At 71.3% G+C, this 19561-nt stretch carries 17 protein-coding genes and 1 pseudogene; 7 read left to right on the forward strand and 11 right to left on the reverse strand.

All coding sequences use genetic code 11. The features are described 5' to 3' along the window. Window positions 1-134 precede the first annotated feature (134 nt). From OG410_RS42490 to OG410_RS01820, 6 genes are read right to left on the reverse strand one after another with little or no spacing between them, the layout of a single operon-like run. Window positions 135-242, reverse strand: coding sequence for a DAPG hydrolase family protein (locus tag OG410_RS42490; protein WP_443063701.1), 108 nt, complete (start codon window positions 240-242; stop codon window positions 135-137). Further along, a complete protein-coding gene (locus tag OG410_RS01800; RefSeq protein ID WP_329297435.1) occupies window positions 242-880 on the reverse strand; it encodes a DAPG hydrolase family protein in 639 nt (212 codons plus the stop codon). The genes OG410_RS42490 and OG410_RS01800 overlap by 1 nt, the downstream gene beginning before the upstream one ends. A gap of 60 nt (window positions 881-940) precedes the next feature. Continuing rightward, complete coding sequence (locus OG410_RS01805; protein WP_329297436.1) at window positions 941-2917, reverse strand: acetoacetate--CoA ligase; 1977 nt, start codon at window positions 2915-2917, stop codon at window positions 941-943. Then, window positions 2914-4518, reverse strand: coding sequence for a bifunctional 3-(3-hydroxy-phenyl)propionate/3-hydroxycinnamic acid hydroxylase MhpA (mhpA, locus tag OG410_RS01810; RefSeq protein ID WP_329297437.1), 1605 nt, complete (start codon window positions 4516-4518; stop codon window positions 2914-2916). Before mhpA ends, OG410_RS01805 begins: the two co-directional genes overlap by 4 nt. A gap of 46 nt (window positions 4519-4564) precedes the next feature. Then, window positions 4565-5503 (reverse strand): fumarylacetoacetate hydrolase family protein, encoded by a 939-nt coding sequence (locus OG410_RS01815; RefSeq protein WP_329297438.1) that lies wholly within the window; start codon window positions 5501-5503, stop codon window positions 4565-4567. A 26-nt stretch (window positions 5504-5529) separates the two neighbouring features. Further along, complete coding sequence (locus OG410_RS01820; protein WP_329297439.1) at window positions 5530-6675, reverse strand: VOC family protein; 1146 nt, start codon at window positions 6673-6675, stop codon at window positions 5530-5532. A 135-nt stretch (window positions 6676-6810) separates the two neighbouring features. Here OG410_RS01820 and OG410_RS01825 point away from each other — a divergent pair, with 135 nt between their 5' ends. The 6 genes from OG410_RS01825 to OG410_RS01850 all read left to right on the forward strand — a co-directional run bounded on the left by OG410_RS01825 (window position 6811) and on the right by OG410_RS01850 (window position 14782). Continuing rightward, window positions 6811-7458, forward strand: a complete 648-nt coding sequence (locus tag OG410_RS01825; protein WP_329297440.1) for a TetR/AcrR family transcriptional regulator — start codon at window positions 6811-6813, stop codon at window positions 7456-7458. A gap of 431 nt (window positions 7459-7889) precedes the next feature. Then, entirely contained in the window at window positions 7890-10664 is a 2775-nt protein-coding gene (locus OG410_RS01830; protein WP_329297441.1) for a helix-turn-helix transcriptional regulator, read from the forward strand. Window positions 10665-10875: 211 nt separating this feature from the next. Continuing rightward, complete coding sequence (locus OG410_RS01835) at window positions 10876-11700, forward strand: alpha/beta fold hydrolase (RefSeq protein ID WP_329297442.1); 825 nt, start codon at window positions 10876-10878, stop codon at window positions 11698-11700. 385 nt (window positions 11701-12085) lie between these two features. Then, on the forward strand, window positions 12086-12919 hold the full coding sequence (locus OG410_RS01840) for an alpha/beta fold hydrolase (protein ID WP_329297443.1): 834 nt from the start codon (window positions 12086-12088) through the stop codon (window positions 12917-12919). 29 nt (window positions 12920-12948) lie between these two features. After that, the gene (locus tag OG410_RS01845; protein ID WP_329297444.1) at window positions 12949-13752 is read left to right on the forward strand and encodes an alpha/beta hydrolase; all 804 of its coding nucleotides are present in this window, start codon (window positions 12949-12951) and stop codon (window positions 13750-13752) included. Window positions 13753-13990: 238 nt separating this feature from the next. Beyond that, a complete protein-coding gene (locus OG410_RS01850) occupies window positions 13991-14782 on the forward strand; it encodes an MBL fold metallo-hydrolase (RefSeq protein ID WP_329297445.1) in 792 nt (263 codons plus the stop codon). Between the two features lie 77 nt (window positions 14783-14859). Here the strand turns inward: OG410_RS01850 and OG410_RS01855 are convergent. The 5 genes and pseudogenes from OG410_RS01855 to OG410_RS01875 form a co-directional block, all read right to left on the reverse strand. Further along, window positions 14860-15291: pseudogene (locus OG410_RS01855) on the reverse strand (carbohydrate binding domain-containing protein); the annotation flags it as partial. A 568-nt stretch (window positions 15292-15859) separates the two neighbouring features. After that, window positions 15860-16708 (reverse strand): class I SAM-dependent methyltransferase, encoded by an 849-nt coding sequence (locus tag OG410_RS01860; RefSeq protein ID WP_329297446.1) that lies wholly within the window; start codon window positions 16706-16708, stop codon window positions 15860-15862. A gap of 108 nt (window positions 16709-16816) precedes the next feature. Continuing rightward, complete coding sequence (locus tag OG410_RS01865) at window positions 16817-17179, reverse strand: DUF1330 domain-containing protein (RefSeq protein WP_329297447.1); 363 nt, start codon at window positions 17177-17179, stop codon at window positions 16817-16819. Between the two features lie 185 nt (window positions 17180-17364). Further along, window positions 17365-18036 (reverse strand): transcriptional repressor LexA, encoded by a 672-nt coding sequence (lexA, locus tag OG410_RS01870; RefSeq protein ID WP_328663912.1) that lies wholly within the window; start codon window positions 18034-18036, stop codon window positions 17365-17367. Between the two features lie 134 nt (window positions 18037-18170). After that, window positions 18171-18359 carry a hypothetical protein gene (locus tag OG410_RS01875; RefSeq protein WP_328457117.1) on the reverse strand — a complete coding sequence of 63 codons (189 nt, stop codon included), beginning with the start codon at window positions 18357-18359 and terminating at the stop codon, window positions 18171-18173. Window positions 18360-18457: 98 nt separating this feature from the next. Here OG410_RS01875 and OG410_RS01880 point away from each other — a divergent pair, with 98 nt between their 5' ends. Continuing rightward, entirely contained in the window at window positions 18458-19519 is a 1062-nt protein-coding gene (locus tag OG410_RS01880) for a LuxR C-terminal-related transcriptional regulator (RefSeq protein ID WP_329297449.1), read from the forward strand. Window positions 19520-19561: the final 42 nt, after the last annotated feature.

Consider the following 19561-nt stretch of genomic DNA (forward strand, 5'->3'; position numbering starts at 1 on the left):
GTGGGAACTCTCGGACTGAGCGGTGCGTCCGGACCGACCGATTGATGATCCGTCGTACCGGGCAGGGGTGGGATTCGGCGGTGAGTCCGCAGGTGATGAGGTCGACCACCGCGATCTCATACCCCCCATGACACTCACGGTGTGCCGCGGAACTCGTCGTACAGCTGCGGTAGGAAGCCCGCGAGATGATTCATCTCCGATGCGCAGTGGTGCAGCATGTCGGTGCCCAATGTGCTCGGCATCAGGCGCGGCGCGAGGACGGGCAGCGGGGTACGGCCGATGCGGCGCCCCAGGGGGAGGCGAGCGCCCGCCCGCCGGCGGACGGCGACAACGAGCAGGCGGGGAGGTCGAGGATGCCGGTGTCGTTGAGGAAGAACCGGGACCGCATCTCGGCTCCGTCGTCGGTCGGGCGTACCTGGTGGATGAGCCAGCCGATCGCGACGGGGTGGGTGCTGAGGGTGACCCGGGCGCAGATGTGCGTGGTACCGGACGATGCGGGGATGCCCATCTTCTCCGGATCGAGGAACCGGATGGCCAGCTTCTGGAGACGGCCGCCGATGTACTCGTCGACGTAGGAAACGTTGCCGATGTAGCGCTGCCGGTCGGTCAGGGTCCGGTCCGCGCTGCGGTCCTCCCCGAGCGCCGCGTACTGGTGGGCGTCGGGGAACCACAGTTTGTAGCGGGCGCTCTCCGTGCTGTGCCAGCCGAACCACCAGTCCCACATCTTTGCGGTGACGCCGGGCATGGGCGTCAGGACGCCGACCATGACCACGCCGCTGGACAGTCGGGTCCAGCCGCTCTCCAGGTGCTCGTAGCCGGGCCGGGTGATCCGGTCGGCCGGAAGAGCCGCACGGTCAGCGGTGCTCAGCTCGTACAGCATCGGGAGTCTCCATGCGGGCTCGCGACGCGCGAGCAGGGCGGGATCGTGGGGCGAACCGAGTCATGTCGATCGGTCTCTGCGTTCGGTGCCCAGGCGGGCGTAGTAGTCGATGAGGTCGGGAGCGTCCACCGTGGCCGGGTTGACGACTTCTTCGGCCGGGGCGCCCTGGAGGAGGCGTTTGACGGGGACTTCCAGCTTCTTGCCGGTGCGGGTGTGCGGGATGCCCGGCACTTCGAGGATCTCGTCGGGGACGTGGCGGGGCGATACGCCGCTGCGGATCGCGTCCTTGATCTGCCTGCGCAGGTCGTCGCCCAGGACGGCTCCGGCCGTCAGGGTCACGAACAGCGGCATCCAGTAGCCGCCGTCGGGCTCTTCCGCGCCGATGACGAGGGCTTCGGTGATCTCGGGGAGGCGTTCGACGATGTCGTGGATGTCGGCGCTGCCCAGGCGGACGCCGTTGCGGTTGAGGGTGGAGTCGGACCGGCCGTGGACGATGACCGAGCCGTGCCGGGTGAGGGTGATCCAGTCGCCGTGGCGCCAGATGCCGGGGTAGGCGGTGAAGTAGGCGTCGCGGTAACGGGTGCCGTCGGGGTCGTTCCAGAAGTACAGCGGCATGGACGGCATGGGGCGGGTGACGACGAGTTCGCCGACCTGGCCGGTGACGGGGAGCCCTGCGGTGTCGTAGGCGGCCAGCGCCACACCGAGGTTGGGTGCCGAGAGTTCTCCGGCCCAGATGGAGGTGCTGGGTGCGCTGCCGGCGAAGCCGGAGACGATGTCGGTGCCGCCGCTGGTGGAGGCGAGCAGGACGCCCTCGCCGACGTGGTCGCGGACCCAGGGGTAGGCGGAGGCGGGAAGGGCGGAGCCGGTGCAGCCGACCACGCGGACGGACGACAGGTCGTGGACGGCGGGATCGATGCCGAACTTGGCCATGCCCAGCAGGTATTGGGGGCTGGTGCCGAAGACGGTGACGCGGTGACGGGAGGCCAGTTTCCACAGGATGTCGGGTTGTGCGAAGGGTGCTGGGCTGCCGTCGTAGGTACAGGTCGTGGCGCCGGTCAGGAGGGTGGAGGCGATCAGGTTCCACATCATCCAGTGGGTTGTCGTGTACCACAGGAGGCGGTCTGCGGGACCGAGGTCGGAGTGCAGGCCGAGGGTTTTGAGGTGCTCCAGCAGGACACCGCCGTGGCCGTGCACGATGCCCTTGGGCAGGCCCGTGGTGCCGGAGGAGAAGACGACCCACAGGGGGTGGTCGAACGGTACGGGGGTGCAGGTGAGTTCTTCCGAGCGGCTGGAGGCGTCCGTCCATGGGACGACGAGCGAGGGATGGTCGCGGGACGGCCAGGGCAGGCCGACGTGGTCCACGAGCAGGGTGGCCTTCAGTGTGGGCAGCGCGCCGGCCAGTTCGAGGGCGGCGTCGCGCCGGTCGTGTGTGGTGCCGTTGAAGAGGTAGCCGTCGGCGGCGACCAGAACGGTCGGCTCCAGCTGGGCGAACCGGTCGGCGGCCGCCGTGGGGGCGTAGTCCTGCCCGCACACCGACCAGACGGCCCCCAGGCTCGCGGCGGCCAGGAACGCGACGATGGCGTGCGGCGTGTTGGGCAGGTAGCCGACGACGCGGTCGCCGGGCCGGACACCCAGGTCGCGCAGGGTGGCTGCGACGGAGGCGACCTGCGCGCGCAGCTGCCTGCCCGTCAGCTCGTAGGCGGCTCCGGTCTCGTCCAGGGCGATGACGGCGCTCTGGTCGTCGGGGAGATGACGCAGGGCGTGGTGGGTGTAGTTGAGGGTGGCTCCGGTGAACCAGCGGGCGCCGGGCATGGTCTCTTCGGCGAGCACCTGCTCGTAGGAGGTGTCGGCGTCGATGTCGAAGTACTCCCACACGGCACGCCAGAAGCCTTCCAGGTCGGTGACCGACCAGTGGTGCAGGGCGGCGTAGTCGGTGCCGTCCAGTCCGGCGTGGCGGGCGAAGTCGGCGATGCGGCTGTCGGCGACGTCCTTCGGGTCGGGTGTCGTGAAGGGGGCCGGGTCGGGGCTGGTGGTCATCGGGTGGCGCTCCTCAGCGAGCTCTTCCGGGCGGTCCGTGGGCGGGGGCGAGGGCGAGGGCTGCGCGTGGTGTGCAGGAGGAATGCCCAGGCGGCGGTGTCGGTGAAGGAGTCGCTTCCGGTGGGGATGACATCCAGGACGACGCGGTCGGGGCGCAGGAGGACGGCGTCCGCCCGGCCGGCGCGCAGCCAGGCGGCGAGGGTGCCGTCGTCGCCCAGTTCGGTCACGCGGATCGGGCGGGCGCCGAGGCTGTCGGCGAGGGCGCTCAGCGAGGGGGTGGGAACGTCGGCGGTCAGGATGGTGAAGGAGTCGCCGAGCAGGTCGTCGAGGCGGGTCCTGCCGGTGTCGGTGTCGGTGTCGGTCCACGGCTGCGGGCAGTGGGTGCCCGCGAGGCCGCGCCGGCCGGGCCGCGTCCGGCGTCGTACGAGCGGCCCGGTGGTCAGGGCTGGACTGAGGTCGCGGCCGGCCGCTGCGGTGAGGCCGGGTACGCGGCAGGCCGCGGCCAGGAGTCTGCGGCGGAGTGCGGCGGCGCCGTCCTGGCCGCCGGTCATGGCCCAGCCCATGGCGACCGCGAGGCGGATCATGTGCCGGGCGTGTGGTCTGCGTTCGCTCTCGTAGGTGTCCAGCAGCCGTTCGTCGGCGCCCTGTCCGAGGACGCGGGCCAGTTTCCAGGTGAGGTTGTAGGCGTCGCGCAGGCCCGAGCACAGCCCCTGCCCGACGAAGGGCGGAGTCAGGTGGGCGGCGTCGCCCAGGAGGAAGACCCGTCCGCTGTGCCACCGGTCGGCGACCAGCGCCCGGAAGGTGTACCGACTCTCGCGGACGACCTCGAAGTCTCCTTCGTACGAGGGTGGCAGCCATGGGGCGAGGAGTTCTCGGACCGTCTCGTGGCCGTCTTCCAGGCGGAACTCCCAGCGGTAGCGGTCCTCGCCGACGCGCATGAAGGTGGCCGGCCGGTGGGGGTCGCAGATCTGCTCGACGCCCTCCCAGCAGCGGACGTCGGCATCGGTGCGGATGTCGAGGACGGTCCAGCGCTCTTCGAAGCGCAGGTCTTCCCAGGCGGCGCCGATGGCGGTGCGGGTGATGCTGTTCGCACCGTCGCAGCCCAGGACGGCCTCCGCCCGCAGCTGGTGCTCGCCGTGCTCGTCGCGGTAGGTCACGCGGACGGGGCCCGCGCCGTCCGGGCGGATGGCGGTCACTTCCGCGCCGCTGCGCAGTTCGCACTCCGGGCGCAGGGTGAGGGCGTCGCGCAGCAGCCGCTCCAGCTCGGGCTGGTCGAACATGCTGGTCTGCGGGTAGCCGTGGTGGCCGAGCGCCGCTCGCGGGAACTCGGCCATCACCCGGTGCCGGGCGTCCAGCAGCCGCAGTCCGCGGGCCGGGCGGCTGATCGCGGTGAACTCCTCACCGACACCGGCGGCCTGGAGGATCCGGTGGACCTCGTCGTCGGCTGCGACGGCGCGGGGCAGCGGGTAGGGGGCGTGGTGGCGTTCCAGGACGACGGTGCGTACTCCGCGCCGGGCCAGGAGGAGGGCGGCGGTCACGCCCACCGGTCCGGCGCCGATGATCACCACGGGTATGTCGGCCGGGATGTGCTCGACGGTCATGTGCGGCTCGTTTCGGGTTCAGTTCACGTCGGTCACGTCGCGTCGGTCACTTCGCGTCGGACACGGAATTGCGTTGCTCGCCGAGGTCGATGCGCCCGTCCGGGGTGGCGATGGTCGCGGTCACGATGTCGCCGGGGCGCAGGTAGTGAGGATTGCGGGCCTGGCTCTTGAAGAACGTCTTCCATTTCACTGCGGGCGGCAGGAGGGCGCCGATCTTCTCGATGGCCTTCGGCGGGGCTTTGAGAGCGGTGCCGCCGGGGGTGCCGGTCAGCAGGAGGTCTCCGGCGTCGAGGGTCTGGAACCGGGCGAGGAGTGTCAGCGCCTCGGCCGGCCACACGATCATGTCGGTGAGGGTGCGGTCCTGGCGGAGGTCCCCGTTGACGCTCAACTTCAGTCGCAGGTCGAGGAGGTGGGCGAAGTCTTCCGCGTCCAGCAGGGCCAGGTGGGGGCCGGTGGGCGTGAAGGTCGGGTACGACTTGCTCTCGTAGAACTGCGTCTTGGTCAGCTGCACGTCCCGCGCGCTGACGTCGTTGGTGATGACGAGGCCGGCGACGTACGAGGGCAGGTCGCCCTCCTGGACGACGGTGCCGACGGGCAGCGGCGCGGCCATGACCAGGCCGAGTTCCACCTCGTAGTCGAGGAACCGTACGTGCCGGGGGCGGACGATGGCATCGCCCGGGCTACTCACCGAGCCGGACGCCTTGCGGAAGAAGGCGGGCGGTATGTCGCCGGTGAAGCCCGAGTCGCGGGCGTGGCTGCGGTAGTTGACCATCTGGGCGACGACCCGGCAGGGGGTGGTGACCGGGGAGAGGGCGGCCAGGTCCGCGACGGGCGTGCCCGCCGCGGTGCTCTCGGCGGCCTCACGGACGGCCTGGCGGTCGGCGATCAGGTCCGCGGTGGTGACGGCCTTGGTGTCGATGAGAACGGCGTGCTCGTCGCGCACCACCCACCAGCCGTCGGCGGTGCGCAGGATGTTGGTACTCATGTCGGTGCCTTTGTGAGGGGGCGGGGTCAGGAATTGATGGCCTTCATCAGGCCGAGCAGACGGGCGGGGTCCAGCTCGTTGTCGCCGCGCAGGGCCTGGATGACGTCGCGGATCCGTTGCGGGGAGGGGCTCGCGCCGAGGAAATCGCGGGTGGCGGGCGGCCCCCACTGGGCCAGTCCGCTGGTCGACATCGGCGCCCAGCCCGGTTCGAGGTCGCGGGAGAACAGGTCGCCGTCGGCGAAGTGCTCCAGCATGAAGCGGTCGGGGTCGCGCCAGTAGTCGAACAGCTGACTGCCCTGGATGTGCCGGCCGATGCCCCAGCTGCGCTTGTAACCGCGCTCGCCCAGGTATTCGCCGCCTGCCGCGATCGAGTCCAGGTCGGTGACCTGGTAGGCGGAGTGGACGTATCCGTTGGCGGGGCCGAGGTGCATGGCCAGGGTGTGGTGGTCGACGGGCAGACTGCCCTGGTCGCAGCGGATGAACGCCATCGTCGGACCGCGCCCGCGCTGCCCGTCCAGGAACAGGAAGTCCGACACGATCATGCCGAGGGTGTCGAGGTACCAGTCCAGTGCCCTCGCGAACACCCGCGTCTCCAGCACCACGTGTCCCAGGCGCTGGATCCGGGACGGCTCCCGCGGCGGGCGCTGGGTGGCGTCGGTGCGACGCCGCTCGGTGCCGGAATTGAGGAGCTGCGGCTGCTGCCCCGGCAGTTCGGGGAGCGGTTCCGCGCAGTGCACGACCCGTACCGGAAAGCCGGAGGGGTCGAGCAGGTCGACCACCGTGCCGCCGCCGGGCACGTCCGCGCCGCGCACGTCCGCACCGGTGGCGCGCGCCAGGCGGTCCAGGTCGCCCCGTTCGGCCGCGCGGAAGGCGGGGCCGATGAAGCGGGACGTGCGGCCGCGCCGGATCACCATGCAGGGCGATCCGGAGAAGGTGCCCCGCAGCCACAGTTCGTGCTCGGTGCGCGCGGCGGTCCGGAAGCCGAAGTCGCGGGCGAAGACTTCCGCCCGCTCCAGGTCCGGCTTCTCGAATTCCAGCCAGGCCAGGTCCGCCACCTTGATCACGGGGTTCCGGGAGCGTCCCGGATGCTCACCGCGCTGGGCACCCTGCTCACTGTGGAGGTCTTGATGGGCCGTCTTTGCGTCAGTCCCGTCGAGGCGGGTTTCAGACATGGTGTCCTCCCAGCAACATCGCCGTAATGATGAAATCATCAACTGTGACGGTTCCGTCGTCAATACGTTCGCGACGAGAAATGATGAGTTCATCAGGACTGCGGCAGTCATCGCCTCGGCGGTTAGAATCTGCGCATGCCTACGTCAGCCCCGCCCGGCAACCGTTTCGACCGGCGCCGCGCCAAGACCCGCGGCGCCCTCGTCCACGCGGCCCGGCAGATCCTTGCCGAATCCGGGGACACCAGCGCCAGCATCCAGGTGATCGCCGAACGCGCCGACGTCGGCTTCGGCTCCTTCTACAACCACTTCCAGTCCAAGACGGAGCTGTTCGACGCGGCCGTGGTCGACGCCCTGGAGGAGTTCGGCAGGACCTTCGACGAGCGCCTGACCGGCATCGACGACCCGGCCGAACTCGTCGCGGCCGGTTTCCGCCTCAGCGCCCGGCTGACCACGTCCCACCCGGACCTGATGCAGGTCCTGCGCCGCTGCGGCCTGTCCCACATCCACTCCGAGAACGGCCTGGCCGCCCGGGCGGTGCGGGACCTCCAGGCGGGTATGGCCTCCGGCCGCTTCACCGCCCTCGATCCGGCGGTCGCCCTCACGGCGCTGGGCGGAACCCTCCTGTCCCTGGTGGAGCTGCGGTTCGCGCGCCCCGACCTGGACGGGGACGAGGCAGCGGCGAACCTCGCCGAGATGGTCCTGCGCATGCTGGGCGTCCCGCCGGACGAAGCCCGCGAGGTCGCCCGACGCCCGCTTCCCGACCTCGTCTCCCCCGTCGCCTGAAGCGTGGCGCGGAAGCCCCTGACTTGCAGGTCAGGGTCCTGGCCCGGGTGTCCTGATCGCGCGGCCGGACGAGGTTGCGCTCGGCATCGACCTGATGGACGCCAAGGCCGTGCTGCGCCGTGTGCTGGACGGTGACTGCACAGGAACGCTTCCCGGGATGGAACGACTGGCCCGCAGGCTTCGGGAGTCCGGCATCGCTGCCGCAGTTACTCGCTCTCAAGACCCCTCGCGCGAACTCCCGCACCAGCCGGTCGAGTTCCCCCGTCAGGACGCGCCGAGCCGGCGAAGCGGAACGTGATCTCGAACTTCCGCCGGCAGCCCCCTTTCCTGGTCGGGTCCCTCCAGGATGGGCAGGACAGGCGGAGCGTGAGATCACTGCGGGCGCGAGGGAGCGTGCCGCCGTCGACTCGCCACCGGAGCATCCGAAGGGCGTGGCGTTGACACTCAAGGGGCGGGCCGGGGAACGCCGAGTCCTCGAAGGGTTCGTGGCAGGAATGCGTGACGGGCTCAGCAAGGTGACGGTGCTGCGCGGAGACGCCGGGATCGGCAAGACCGCGCTGCTGGACTACGCGGCGGCGGAGGCCGCCGACCTGCGCGTGGTCTCGGTGGCGGGGATCGAGTCCGAGAGCGCAGGGTTCCCCTTCGCCGCGCTGCACCGGATGCTCATCCCGCTGGTGGACGGACGGGACGGCCTGGACGCGCTCAAGCACTCCGGAGCGCTGCCGCCCACCCAGCACGACGCGCTGCGCGTGGCCTGCGGACTGGCCGACGGCCCGCCGGCCGACCGGTTCCTCGTCGGGCTCGCGGTGCTGACCCTGCTCGCCGAAGTGGCCAGGAAACGCCCGGTACTGTGCTGCGTCGACGACATGCAGTGGCTCGACGACGAATCGCTGGGCGTCCTGTCCTTCGTGGGCCGACGGCTCCACGCCGAGGGCGTCGGTCTGCTGTTCGCGGCCCGCACCGGTTTCGAAGTACCCGCGGGGCTGCCGGTCATCGAAGTAGGAGGCCTGGCGGACGAGTTCGCCCTGGAACTGCTGCGCGAGGCTGTCCCCGGTCAGCTCGACGCCCGGGTCGCGGCCAGGATCGTCACCGCGACGTCCGGGAACCCCCTGGCGCTGGCCGACCTCGGAGAGGAGCTCTCCGCCGAGCAGCTCTCCGGGGGACTCGCCCTGCCCGAACCGCTGCCTCTCGGCGGCCGGCTGGAGGCCCACTACCTCCGGCAGGTGCGGGCGCTGCCGGAACCGGCCCGGACCTGGCTGCTGCTGGCCGCCGCCGAGCCGGGCGGCGATCTCGGATACGTCACCGGCGCGGCGCGGCGCCTCGGCGTCGACCCCGAGGCCTCCGGCCCCGCCGAGACCGAGCGGCTCGTGGTGCTGCGGACCATCGCGCGGTTCCGGCATCCCCTGGTGCGGTCCGCGGTCTACGGCGGCGCGAACGGCGGCGAGCGCCGACGCGCCCATCGCGCCCTGGCCGAGGTCACCGACCGCCCGGCCGACTCCGACCGGCGCGCGTGGCACCTCGCCGCGGCGGCGCTCGGCCCGGACGAGGCCGTCGCCGCCGAGGTGGAGCGGGCGGCCGACCGGGCGGGCGCGCGCGGTGGCTACGCGGCCCGCGCCACCTTCCTGACCAGGGCCGCCGAACTCACCTCGCGGGCAGGGACACGCGCCGAACGGCTGCTGGCCGCGGCCGAGGCCGCGCTGCGCGCCGGAGCGCCGGTGCAGGCGGAATCGCTCCTCGACACCCTCGACGTCTCACTGCTCGACGACGTCGGCCGGGGCAGGGCGCTGCTCGTCCGCGCGCACACCGTCATCGCGCTCGGCGACGCCTGTTCGTTCGCCAAGGCGCCGGCGCTGTGCCTGAACGCGGCCCGTTCCCTGACCGGCGGAGCACCCGACCTCGCCCGTGAGGCGCTGCTCAGGGCCGTCGAGCGTGTCATCACCGCCGAACACCTCACGGAGGGGACGACACCGGCCGAGATCGCCCGAGCCATCGAGGAACTGGTGCCGCGCGACGCGCCCGCCACCGGTGTCGACCTCGTACTGCGCGCGTTCGCGGTCCTGGCCACCGACGGGTACGAGAGCGCCGTGCCCTACCTGCGGAGGGCCGCCGCGATGCTGCTCGACCCGCGGACCTGCGACGAGGACGTGCTGCTCGGCCAGGTGCCCGTCATCACCATGACCATGGTCCTGTGGGACGAGGAGGCGCACACCGCCGTCATCCGGCGCGGTGCCGACATCAGCCGACGGGCGGGCGCCCTGTGGCAGTTGGACTCCGCCCTGTACTGCGCCTCCATGTCCGAGACCAATCTCGGCGAACTGGCCGCCGCCGACGACCTGTTGACCGAGGGTCACCAGATCCGATCCGCGATCGGTGCCAACGACGAGGTGTGGGCCATCTACCGGCACCCGGAACTGCTCGCCTGGCACGGTGAGGCCGACGATCTCGACACCGTCCTGCGCGGCTCGATGGAGGCCGGAACCCGGCTCGGCGCGGGCGCCGTCGCGTCCATCGCCCGCATCGGCGCCGTCGTCCTGGCGCTGAGCCGCGGCGACTACGCGCAGGCACGCGCCACCGCCCACGAACTGATCGAGCACGACGTCCTCGGGGTGCACTCCCGGCTGCTGCCCCACCTCGTCGAGGCGGCGGTGCGCTGCGGCGACCGCGTGCTGGCCTCGGCCGCACTGCGTACGCTCACCTCCCGCGCCACGGCCGCGAACACACCGTGGGCGCTGGGCGTACTGGCTCGTTCGGAAGCGCTGCTCGCTCCCGCCGACGAAGCCGAACCGCTCTATCGCAAGGCGATCACCCTGCTCTCCGGCACCAGGGCCCGCTCCGATCGCGCCGTCGCCCATCTGCTGTACGGCGAGTGGCTGCGCCGCCGCAAGCGCCGCAAGGACGCCCGTGAGCAATTGCGTACGGCCCTGGCGATGTTCGACGGCATGCGGGCCATGGGCTACGCGGCGCGCAGCGCCCAGGAGTTGGCCGCGACCGGGGAACACCCCCGCCGTGGATCCGCGGGACCGCAGCCCGCCCTGACCCCGCAGGAACTCACGATCGCCCGGCTAGCGAAGGACGGCGCGACCAACGCCGAGATCGCCGCCCAGCTCTTCATCAGCGCCGGCACGGTCGACTACCACCTGAGAAAGGTCTTCCGGAAGCTCGACGTCACCTCCCGACGCCGGCTCGGCGAGGCGCCGGGGCTCTGAGCCCGGAGCCGGGCCCAGGTACTCCCTCGCACCGCCGGTGCAGGGGCCGGTCCGCCGATCCAGGCGGCTGGGCGGACCGTTCGCAGGGCGCGGACACCCGGTGACGCGACCGGCACGCGGCGGTCACGACTACGCGCCGCACGGGATTCGGGGCCGCCCGTTCCCGGCGGACGATCAACCGGTCGGAAATCGTCCGAAGACGGGAGCACCCATGCCGTACGTCACCGCGGCCGACGGAGCGCGGATCCACTACAAGGACTGGGGTCAGGGCAGGCCGGTCGTGCTCAGCCACGGCTGGCCGCTGAACGCCGACAGCTGGGAGGCGCAGCAGCTGTTCCTCGCCGCGAACGGCTTCCGCGCCATCGCCCACGACCGGCGCGGGCACGGCCGTTCCGACCAGACCTGGAACGGCAACGAGATGAACACCTACGCCGACGACCTCGCCACCCTCATCGACACCCTCGATCTGCGCGACGCGACGCTCGTCGGCTTCTCCACCGGCGGCGGCGAGGTCGCCCGCTACGTCGGCCGGCACGGCACCGCACGCCTCGCCCAGCTCGTCCTGGTCTCCGCCGTACCGCCCTTCATGCTCAAGACCGACGACAACCCCGGCGGTGTGCCGATCGAGGAGTTCGACGCGCTGCGCGCCGGTTCCCTCGCCGACCGCTCGCAGCTCTACCACGACCTCGCCGACGGACCGTTCTTCGGCAACAACCGGCCCGGCGCCGAGGTCTCGCAGGGCATCCGGGACGCGTTCTGGCGGCAGGGTCTGGAGGCGGGACACCGCAACGCCTACGAGTGTGTCGCGGCGTTCTCCGCCACCGACTTCCGGTCCGACCTGGACGCCTTCGACGTCCCCACGCTGGTCGTCCACGGCGACGACGACCAGGTCGTGCCGTTCGAGGTCGGCGGCAAGGCGTCGGCCGCCCGTATCAAGAACGCGACCCTCAAGGTCTATCCGGGCGCACCGCACGGCATCACGGACACGCACAAGGACCAACTGGGCGCCGATCTGCTGGAGTTCCTCAACTCCTGAGCGGGAGCGAGTGAGTCGGCCGCGCCAGGAGGGCGTGACGGCCGGGACGCGCCTTCGCGCGTGTGCCACAGGCGTCCGCCGCGACCGGGTGAACCGGTCTGCCCCGGCCCGCAGTTACGGGCCGTCGCGGAGGCGGAGGCCGACGCGGTCACCGCCCACCACTGCCGGACGGCACCTCGTCCCTGCCACACCCCGTCGAGCCCCTCTTCGCCCCGCCCTCACCCCGTGGGGCGACTCTTCGCCCCACCCACACCCCGCCGGTCGCCTTTTCGCCCTGCCCTCACCGCGTCGGGCGCCTCTTCACCCTTCCCGCATCGCGCCGGGCGACTTCTCGCCCGCTGTCCGGCGCGGTCCTCCCGCCCGCTCGAGTCGAAGGAGCCACACCGTGACTTCCCCCGCCCACCCCCGCCGTCGTGTCCTCGGCGGCCTGCTCGCGACCGGTGCGTTCACGCTCGCCGGCGGCACCGCGTCCGCCTCCGCGACGGCCCGTACCGGCGACGCGAGCAGACCGACCGTCGTCCTCGTCCACGGCGTGTTCGCCGACGCGTCCGGGTGGAACGACACCATCGCCCGGCTCCAGAAGGCCGGATTCCCGGTCATCGCCCCCGCCAACCCGCTGCGGGACCTCGCGGGCGACTCCGCTTACGTCTCCAGCGTCGTCGACACCGTTCCGGGTCCGGTCATCCTCGTCGGGCACTCCTACGGCGGTGAGGTCATCACCAACGCGGGACGCGGGCACACCAACGTCAAGGCACTGGTCTACGTCGGTGCGTTCGCGCCCGACGAGGGCGAGAGCGCGCTGCAACTCGCCTCGATGTTCCCGGGCAGCATGCTGCCGGACGCGCTGCTGACCCGCCCGTTCCCCCTGCCGGACGGCACCCTCGGCGGCGTCGACGGATACATCGACCCGGCCAAGTTCCACGACGTGTTCGCGCAGGATCTCCCGCACTCCGTCACACGGCTCATGGCGGCGACCCAACGCCCCGGCTCCGTGGGCGGGTTGGGCGCCGGAAGCGGTGTCCCGGCCTGGAAGAGCCTGCCGTCCTGGTACGTGATCCCGACCGCCGACCACGTCATCCCGCCCGCGGCGCAGCGCTTCATGGCCGAGCGGGCGGGCAGCGCGACCGTCGAGGTCAAGGGTGCCTCGCACGTCGTGATGATGTCCCACCCGGACGTCGTGGTCCGCCAGATCCAGGCGGCGCACCGCGCCACCCGCTGACACCTGTCATCGCTTCCCGAGGAGCTCCCATGAGCACTGCCCCCGACACCATCGTCCTGATCCACGGTTTCTGGGTCACACCCCGCAGTTGGGAACACTGGATCGACCGCTACGAGAAGCAGGGCTATCGCGTGATCGCTCCCGCGTACCCCGGCTTCGAGGTGGAGGTCGAGGCACTGAACGCCGACCCGGCGCCGATCGAGAGGATCACCGCCCCGCAGATCATCGAGAGCCTGGCGAACGTGGTCCGCGGGCTCGACAGGCCGCCCGTCCTGATCGGTCACTCCGCCGGCGGTGCCTTCACGCAGGTCCTGCTCGACCACGGCTACGGCGCGGCCGGCGTCGCCATCAACTCCGCCCCCACCGAAGGCGTGTCGGTGGTGCCCCTGACGCAGGTGAAGGCCACCTTTCCGGTGCTGAAGAACCCGGCGAACCATCACAAGGCCGTCGGCCTCACCCATGACGAGTGGCACTACGCCTTCACCAACACGTTCACGGAGGAGGAGTCCCGCGCGCTGTACGAGCGCTACGCGGTCCCCGCCTCCGGCCGCATCCTGTGGAACAGCGTGCTGGCCAACCTCCAGCCCGGCCACCAGGACATCTGGGTGAACTACCACAACGACGACCGCGCGCCGCTGCTCTTCCTCTCCGGCGAACTCGACCATCTGATGCCGCCCAAGGTCCAGCAGTCCAACGCCCGGCACTACAAGTCGGACACCGTCACCGAGGTGAAGGTGTATCCCGGCCAACCGCACCTCATGCCGGCCTCGCCCGGCTGGGAAGAGGTCGCGGACCACGCCCTGTCGTGGGCACTGGAGCACGCCGTCCGCTAGACGGAACCGAACGGCACGGCACGGAACAGCCCGGCCGGGGCGGACGTACGCGATCCGTCCCGGCCCGGGGGACCGCCTGCGTCCGACACCGCATACGGTGACACCGCGATCGGCCGGGCGGTACAGGTGACACCTCGAACGGCCGGACCGCACAGGCGGCACCGCGGACGACGAGACCGGACGACACGACAGCAGACGACACGACAGCGGACGACGACGCTGTGAACGGGGACCCGGCATGAGCGAAGCACGCATCACCCACATCGGCGGTCCGACCACCCTGATCGAGGCCGGTGGCTGGCGGCTGCTCACCGACCCCACCTTCGACCCGCCCGGCCACCGCTACCGCTTCGGCTGGGGAACGTCCTCGTACAAGACGGCCGGCCCCGCGCTCACCCCCGCCGAACTCCCTCCGATCGACGCCGTTCTGCTCAGCCACGACCACCACGGCGACAACCTGGACCTCGCGGGACGAGCTCTGCTCGCCTCGGCGGACACCGTCCTCACCACGCCGTCCGGCGCCCGCCGCCTCGGCGGCAACGCGCGCGCCCTCGCTCCCTGGACGACCCACCGCCTGGAGGCTCCGGGCCGACCGGCCATCACTGTCACGGCGACCCCCGCGCGCCACGGCCCACCGCTGTCCCGCCCCTTCACGGGCGAGGTGACCGGCTTCGCCCTGCACTGGGAGGGGCAGCGACACGGGGCCCTGTGGATGTCGGGCGACACCGTCCTGTACGACGGTGTACGGCAGGTGGCCCGGCGTCTGGACGTGGGCACGGCCCTGATGCACCTGGGCGGTGTCCGCTTCCCGTTGACCGGCCCGGTCCGCTACACGATGACGGCGGCCGAGGCCGTGGAACTCTGCCGTCTGCTCGCCCCGCGCACCGTCATCCCGGTCCACTACGAAGGCTGGCACCACTTCCACGAGAGCCGCGCGACCATGGAACGGCACCTGGCCGCCGCCCCCGAGGACATCCGGGACCGCTTCCGCCTGCTGCCCGCCGGGACGGGTGTGGACATCACCCTGTGACGGTGAACGATGGCGCCAACGCCAGGTCCCTCGACGGTCGGACCGGCGGGTACGCCGCCACACGAAGAGCTCTAGGCACCTCCGCCGCCACGCGGCCCGTCCAGGGCGATGTCATCGGCGTAGTACGTGCCCTGTGCGTACCAGCCGTGCACGTAGATCGTCGCGCTGGTCTGGGAGGCCTTTGTCGTGAAGGAGACGGTCAGTGGGCTGTATCCGGAGGGGGAAGTGGTCCAGGTGGAGGCACCGCCGTTCACGCCCAGGTAGACGTTGGAACCGCGGACCCAGCCGCTGAGTGAGTAGGTGGTGTCGGGCCGTACAGCGACGGTCTGGTCGCACTGCGCGGTGTCGCTCGAACTCACCGTCCCCTGGAGGGCCTTGGAGCCCGCGTGGACAGGGGAGGAGACGATCGAGCCCAGGTTGCCGGTGCACCTCCACGGCGAGAGGCCGCCCGACTCGAAGCCCGGGTTGGTCAGGACGTCGGCGGCCCCGGCCGCACCCGGGGCGGCCGATGTCGGGGCCGACGACGCGCTCGCCTCGGGTGCGGCCGGGGTGGCGTCGGTGCGGCTGGGGATCAGGAGGGAGCAGCCGAAGCCGACGACGGCCGCCGCGACGACCGCGATGACCACGGCTGCCCGGCGCTGTCCGGGCCCGAGACGCGGGCGGCCCAGCGAATGCGGCGGGCGGGCGTCGCCGTCGGGTGCGGGAAGCTCCTCCGTCCTGCCGCCGGGGACAGACTGGAGTTCCTCCGTCTCGCCGCCGGTCCGGGTATGCGGGTCGGGTGCGGCCACGGTCTCGTGGCCGCGGTAGTCCTTGTCCTGGCGTATCTCGTCGAGCAGCTGGGCCAGCGCGTCGGTGCGGCGCGGGCGCAGCACGCGGATGGGCTCCAGCGCTTGGTCGTCGTCCGGTGAGTCGGACGCGGGCGGTGTGGGCACGGTGCTCTCCTTCCGTCCCGTGGTGGAGACCTGAGCTGTCCCTCTGGGATGGATACGCAACGCCCGCTCCGGAGGTTCAGCCGACGTCGGCGCCTGGGGAAGCCGCACGGTTGCCGCTGATTCGGCAGGTCCTTCACCACCGGGCTCACTCGGCGCGCTGCCCGACACGGAGGACGCTGAGGTAACGGCGTGGTGCTCGGTCGCCCATCCGCGTGCGGATGCGTTCGGCGATCGCGTCGAGCAGGGGCTCCCGGACGTCGCGGTCGAGCCTCCGGTACAGCGACGTCGAGCGAAGAAGATCGGCGAAGCCGTCGCCGTCGACCCACTGAACGGTCGGGTACCAGCGCACGATCGTCGGGCCGAACAATCCGCCGGGATCTTCGACCAGTCCCCAGCCCTCGTCGGTGGTGCGCACGGCGTTCTCCAGCGGCGGATGACCCCAGCCGGGGTTCCCGGGGCAGAACCGCTCGTGCAGATCGGCGGTCTCGGCGTACACCTCCGGCTCTCCCGTCCGGCGGACGACGACGTTGCCGAGCAGTGCCATCCAACCTCCGGGATTCAGCACGTCGTGCGCTCGTCGCCAGCCGATCGACGGGTCGACCCAGTGCCACGACGACGCGGCCACGAGGACATCGAAGCGTCCACCGCGGTCGTCCCACTCCTCGAACGTCGACGTCTCGACCTCGACGTTGCCGAAGGCCGCGACGTTGCCGAAGGCGGCGATCCGTCGGCGAGCGAGTGCGGCCATTTCCTCGCCCGGTTCTACAGCGGTCACGGAGCATCCGAGCGCCGCCAGCGAGCGCGTCGCCTGACCGGTGCCGCAGCCCACCTCCAGCACCGACGACCGCTCGTCCATGCCGGTGACCGTGGCAAGGTCCGCGAACAGCTCGTCGGGGTATCCCGGCCGGACCCGGTCGTAGAGCTCCGGCACCTCGTTGAACAGCCGCCCGAGGTCTTGTCGATTCGGGCGCGTCTTCGGGTCGTCGTCAGTCATGAGGGCCCAAGCTATGCGGCGCGTCGACGGGTACGCCAACTGGTTTGGCGACAGCTCGGGGGGAGGGGAGGACGTCATGTCGGTGAGCTCGCCACGGCGGCCACAGGATCACGGGGTCGACGGGTCCGCTCGGCGGGCTTCCGTTCGCAACGTGCGCGCTCGCTCGGCCGGGTCGTAGTCCGGACCGACGCCCTCGATCAGCACCAGGTCGCCCTCCACGTGGTCGGTACGCAAACGCAGGATGGCCCGGTAGGCGGGAGAGTCGTACCAGGCACGGGCTTCGGCCAGGCCGGGGAACTCGATCAGCACCATGCTGCCGGGCCACGTACCCTCGACGACCTCGACCGGCGGACCGTGGATGACGAAGCGGCCGTCGAAGGGATCGAGGGTTGCCTGGATGCGCTCCAGGTACTCGATGATGTCGGAGTGATTCCGGCGGCTGCGGAGATGAGCGAAGCCGTAAGCGGGCACCACAGGGCTCCTTTCGTTCCGGGGTGTGTGCGATGACCGGAACGTAGCCGAGGGTGGTTGGCCGGTGCGATTACCTCGGGGGTAATCGCCGGGCGTCGCGTCGAGGACGCGTGCCGAGGCCGGAACCCGCCCAGGCGTTCTGCCGCGTTCCGCTTCTCACGGCGTGTGTGCCGAAACCCCCTGCTCTAGAGCACGCGCAGGACGCCGACCACCTTGCCGAGAATGCGCGCGTCGTCACCGGGGATCGGGGCGAAGGACGCGTTGCGCGGCATCAGCCACACCTGTCCGTCCTGCCGGTGCAGGACCTTGACGGTGGCCTCGTCCTCCAGGAGAGCGGCGACGATATCGCCGTGCTCGGCGGTGTCCTGCTTGCGGACGGTCACGATGTCGCCGTCGCAGATCGCCGCGTCGATCATGCTGTCGCCGGACACGGTCAGGGCGAACAGCTCCCCCTCCCCGACCACCTGACGGGGCAGGAAGTAGACGTCCTCGACCATCTCGTCGGCGAGCAGGGGCGCGCCGGCCGCGATCCGTCCGACGAGCGGCACCTCGGCCGGCTTCGAGCTCCGGGCGGCGAGCTCGGGGGCCCAGGAAGGGCGCACACGGTAGGCGCGGGGACGGTGCGGGTCGCGGTAGAGCACACCCTTGTGTTCCAGTGCGCCCAGTTGGTGGGAGACCGAGCTGGTGCTGGAGAGCTCCACGGCCTGGCCGATCTCGCGCATCGACGGCGGGTAGCCCTGCCGGGCGACGGACTCGGTGATGTAGCGGACGATGGCCGCCTGGCGGGCCGTCAGCTCTCCTTCGACGGCCTGTACGCCCGGGGGTCGTCCCCGGCGTACTGGCGTGCTGTTCTCCATCCCCCGGCCCCTCCGTACATGATCCTCGCGGAACCCGACCCTAACCCGCCATCCCGTGTATGGGGAACGCCGGGATCGGAAACGCTGGCTGCCGGGACACGGAAGGGACTTCTCGGCACGGGGTCGCCTGTACGTCACCAGTGGGGTGTGGGGACGGTCGGCGAGTCGTCGTCGCCCTCGCGCACCGGGCGCGGAGGCTGATCGAGGATCTCGCGCGCCGTGGCGCCGGCGCCACCGCCCCGGCGCCGCCGGGCACGCACCCGGTGGCCGAGTACGGTGAAGCGCTCGAAGAGCAGGATGAATGCACCTTTGGCCGGTTTCACAGTGATTCCTTCCGAGGGGGTCTGGGAAACTCCATCGCACATCTGAACAATGGACACAGCAGCGACTGCTGAGGTCTTGTGCCTGATGAGGGGGCTGGGTGGGCGGCATCGGTGAGGACGGCACGGTTCCGGACCTGCGTACGGCGGCGGGGTGGCCGTCGCACGAAGCGCAGTTGTCCGAGGACGCCGTCCGGGTGTTCCGGTGGGTGAGCGACCAGGGATCGTGCGACGCGGGGACGCTGGGCGCGACGCTGGGGCTGCCGGAGGGCCGGGCGGCCTCGGCGGTGGCGACGCTGACCGAACTCCTGCTGCTGCGCCGCCTGCCCGGGGACCCCGACCGGTTCGTGGCGATGGCGCCGGACTCGGCTCTCGCCGCGCTGGTCGCGCCTCGGGAGGCGGGATTGCGCCGGCAGCTCGCCGAGATCGATCGGTTACGGGCAGAACTTTCCCTCCTGGCGCCCTTCTATACGGAAGGCCGGCGGCAGTGGCAGGGGCGGGCTCCGCTGACGGAGATCACGGACCTGAAGACCGTCGTGGGAATGATCACCGAGGCGACCATGCGGTGCCGGAAGGAGGTCCGCACCTGTCACCCCGGCGGCGGCCGCTCCCCGGCGCTGCTGGAGCAGGCGTTCGTACAGGACCGCGACATGCTGCGCCGCGGCATACGGATGCGCACCCTGTACCAGCACACCGCCCGCTACCACCTGCCCACGCAGGAGTACGCGCGGCGGATGACCGACGAGGGCGCCGAGATCAGGACGCTGAGCGAACTCTTCGGCCGCATGGTCGCCTTCGACGGGGAGACGGTGTTCATCCCGCACCAGGACGACCTGGACGCGGCCATCGTCATCCAGGAGCCGTCCACTGTCTCCTATCTCTGCGCGACCTTCGATCACGCCTGGTCCCTGGCCGAGCCCTATCAACCGGCCTGGACGGAGAGTTCGGCGCGGGACGAGGTGAAGCAGGCGATCGTCCGGCTGCTGGCCGAGGGCATGAAGGACGAGATGGTGGCCCGGCGGCTGGGGATGTCGCTGCGCACCTGCCGCAAGCACATCGCCGAGATCATGGAGCAGTTGGGCGCGGCCAGCCGCTTCCAGGCCGGATATCTGGCCCGTGTGCAGTCCTCCGGTCCGGCCTCGGCCACGACGGGCGGAGCCTGAGAACCCTCCCGGCGCAAGCCTCGGGCCGCTGAGGGCTGAGCG

The organism is Streptomyces sp. NBC_00659, from assembly GCF_036226925.1.
In the GTDB taxonomy this organism is placed as follows: Bacteria; Actinomycetota; Actinomycetes; order Streptomycetales; family Streptomycetaceae; genus Streptomyces.

Excerpts from the sequence above, each read along its gene's own strand:
- OG410_RS01820 (WP_329297439.1), bottom strand. The coding sequence starts at position 6,675 with ATGTCTGAAACCCGCCTCGACGGGACTGACGCAAAGACGGCCCATCAA.
- OG410_RS01845 (WP_329297444.1), top strand. The coding sequence starts at position 12,949 with ATGAGCACTGCCCCCGACACCATCGTCCTGATCCACGGTTTCTGGGTC.
- OG410_RS01850 (WP_329297445.1), top strand. The coding sequence starts at position 13,991 with ATGAGCGAAGCACGCATCACCCACATCGGCGGTCCGACCACCCTGATC.
- OG410_RS01805 (WP_329297436.1), bottom strand. The coding sequence starts at position 2,917 with ATGACCACCAGCCCCGACCCGGCCCCCTTCACGACACCCGACCCGAAG.
- OG410_RS01860 (WP_329297446.1), bottom strand. The coding sequence starts at position 16,708 with ATGACTGACGACGACCCGAAGACGCGCCCGAATCGACAAGACCTCGGG.
- OG410_RS01825 (WP_329297440.1), top strand. The coding sequence starts at position 6,811 with ATGCCTACGTCAGCCCCGCCCGGCAACCGTTTCGACCGGCGCCGCGCC.
- mhpA (WP_329297437.1), bottom strand. The coding sequence starts at position 4,518 with ATGACCGTCGAGCACATCCCGGCCGACATACCCGTGGTGATCATCGGC.
- OG410_RS42490 (WP_443063701.1), bottom strand. The coding sequence starts at position 242 with ATGCCGAGCACATTGGGCACCGACATGCTGCACCACTGCGCATCGGAG.
- OG410_RS01800 (WP_329297435.1), bottom strand. The coding sequence starts at position 880 with ATGCTGTACGAGCTGAGCACCGCTGACCGTGCGGCTCTTCCGGCCGAC.
- lexA (WP_328663912.1), bottom strand. The coding sequence starts at position 18,036 with ATGGAGAACAGCACGCCAGTACGCCGGGGACGACCCCCGGGCGTACAG.
- OG410_RS01815 (WP_329297438.1), bottom strand. The coding sequence starts at position 5,503 with ATGAGTACCAACATCCTGCGCACCGCCGACGGCTGGTGGGTGGTGCGC.
- OG410_RS01835 (WP_329297442.1), top strand. The coding sequence starts at position 10,876 with ATGCCGTACGTCACCGCGGCCGACGGAGCGCGGATCCACTACAAGGAC.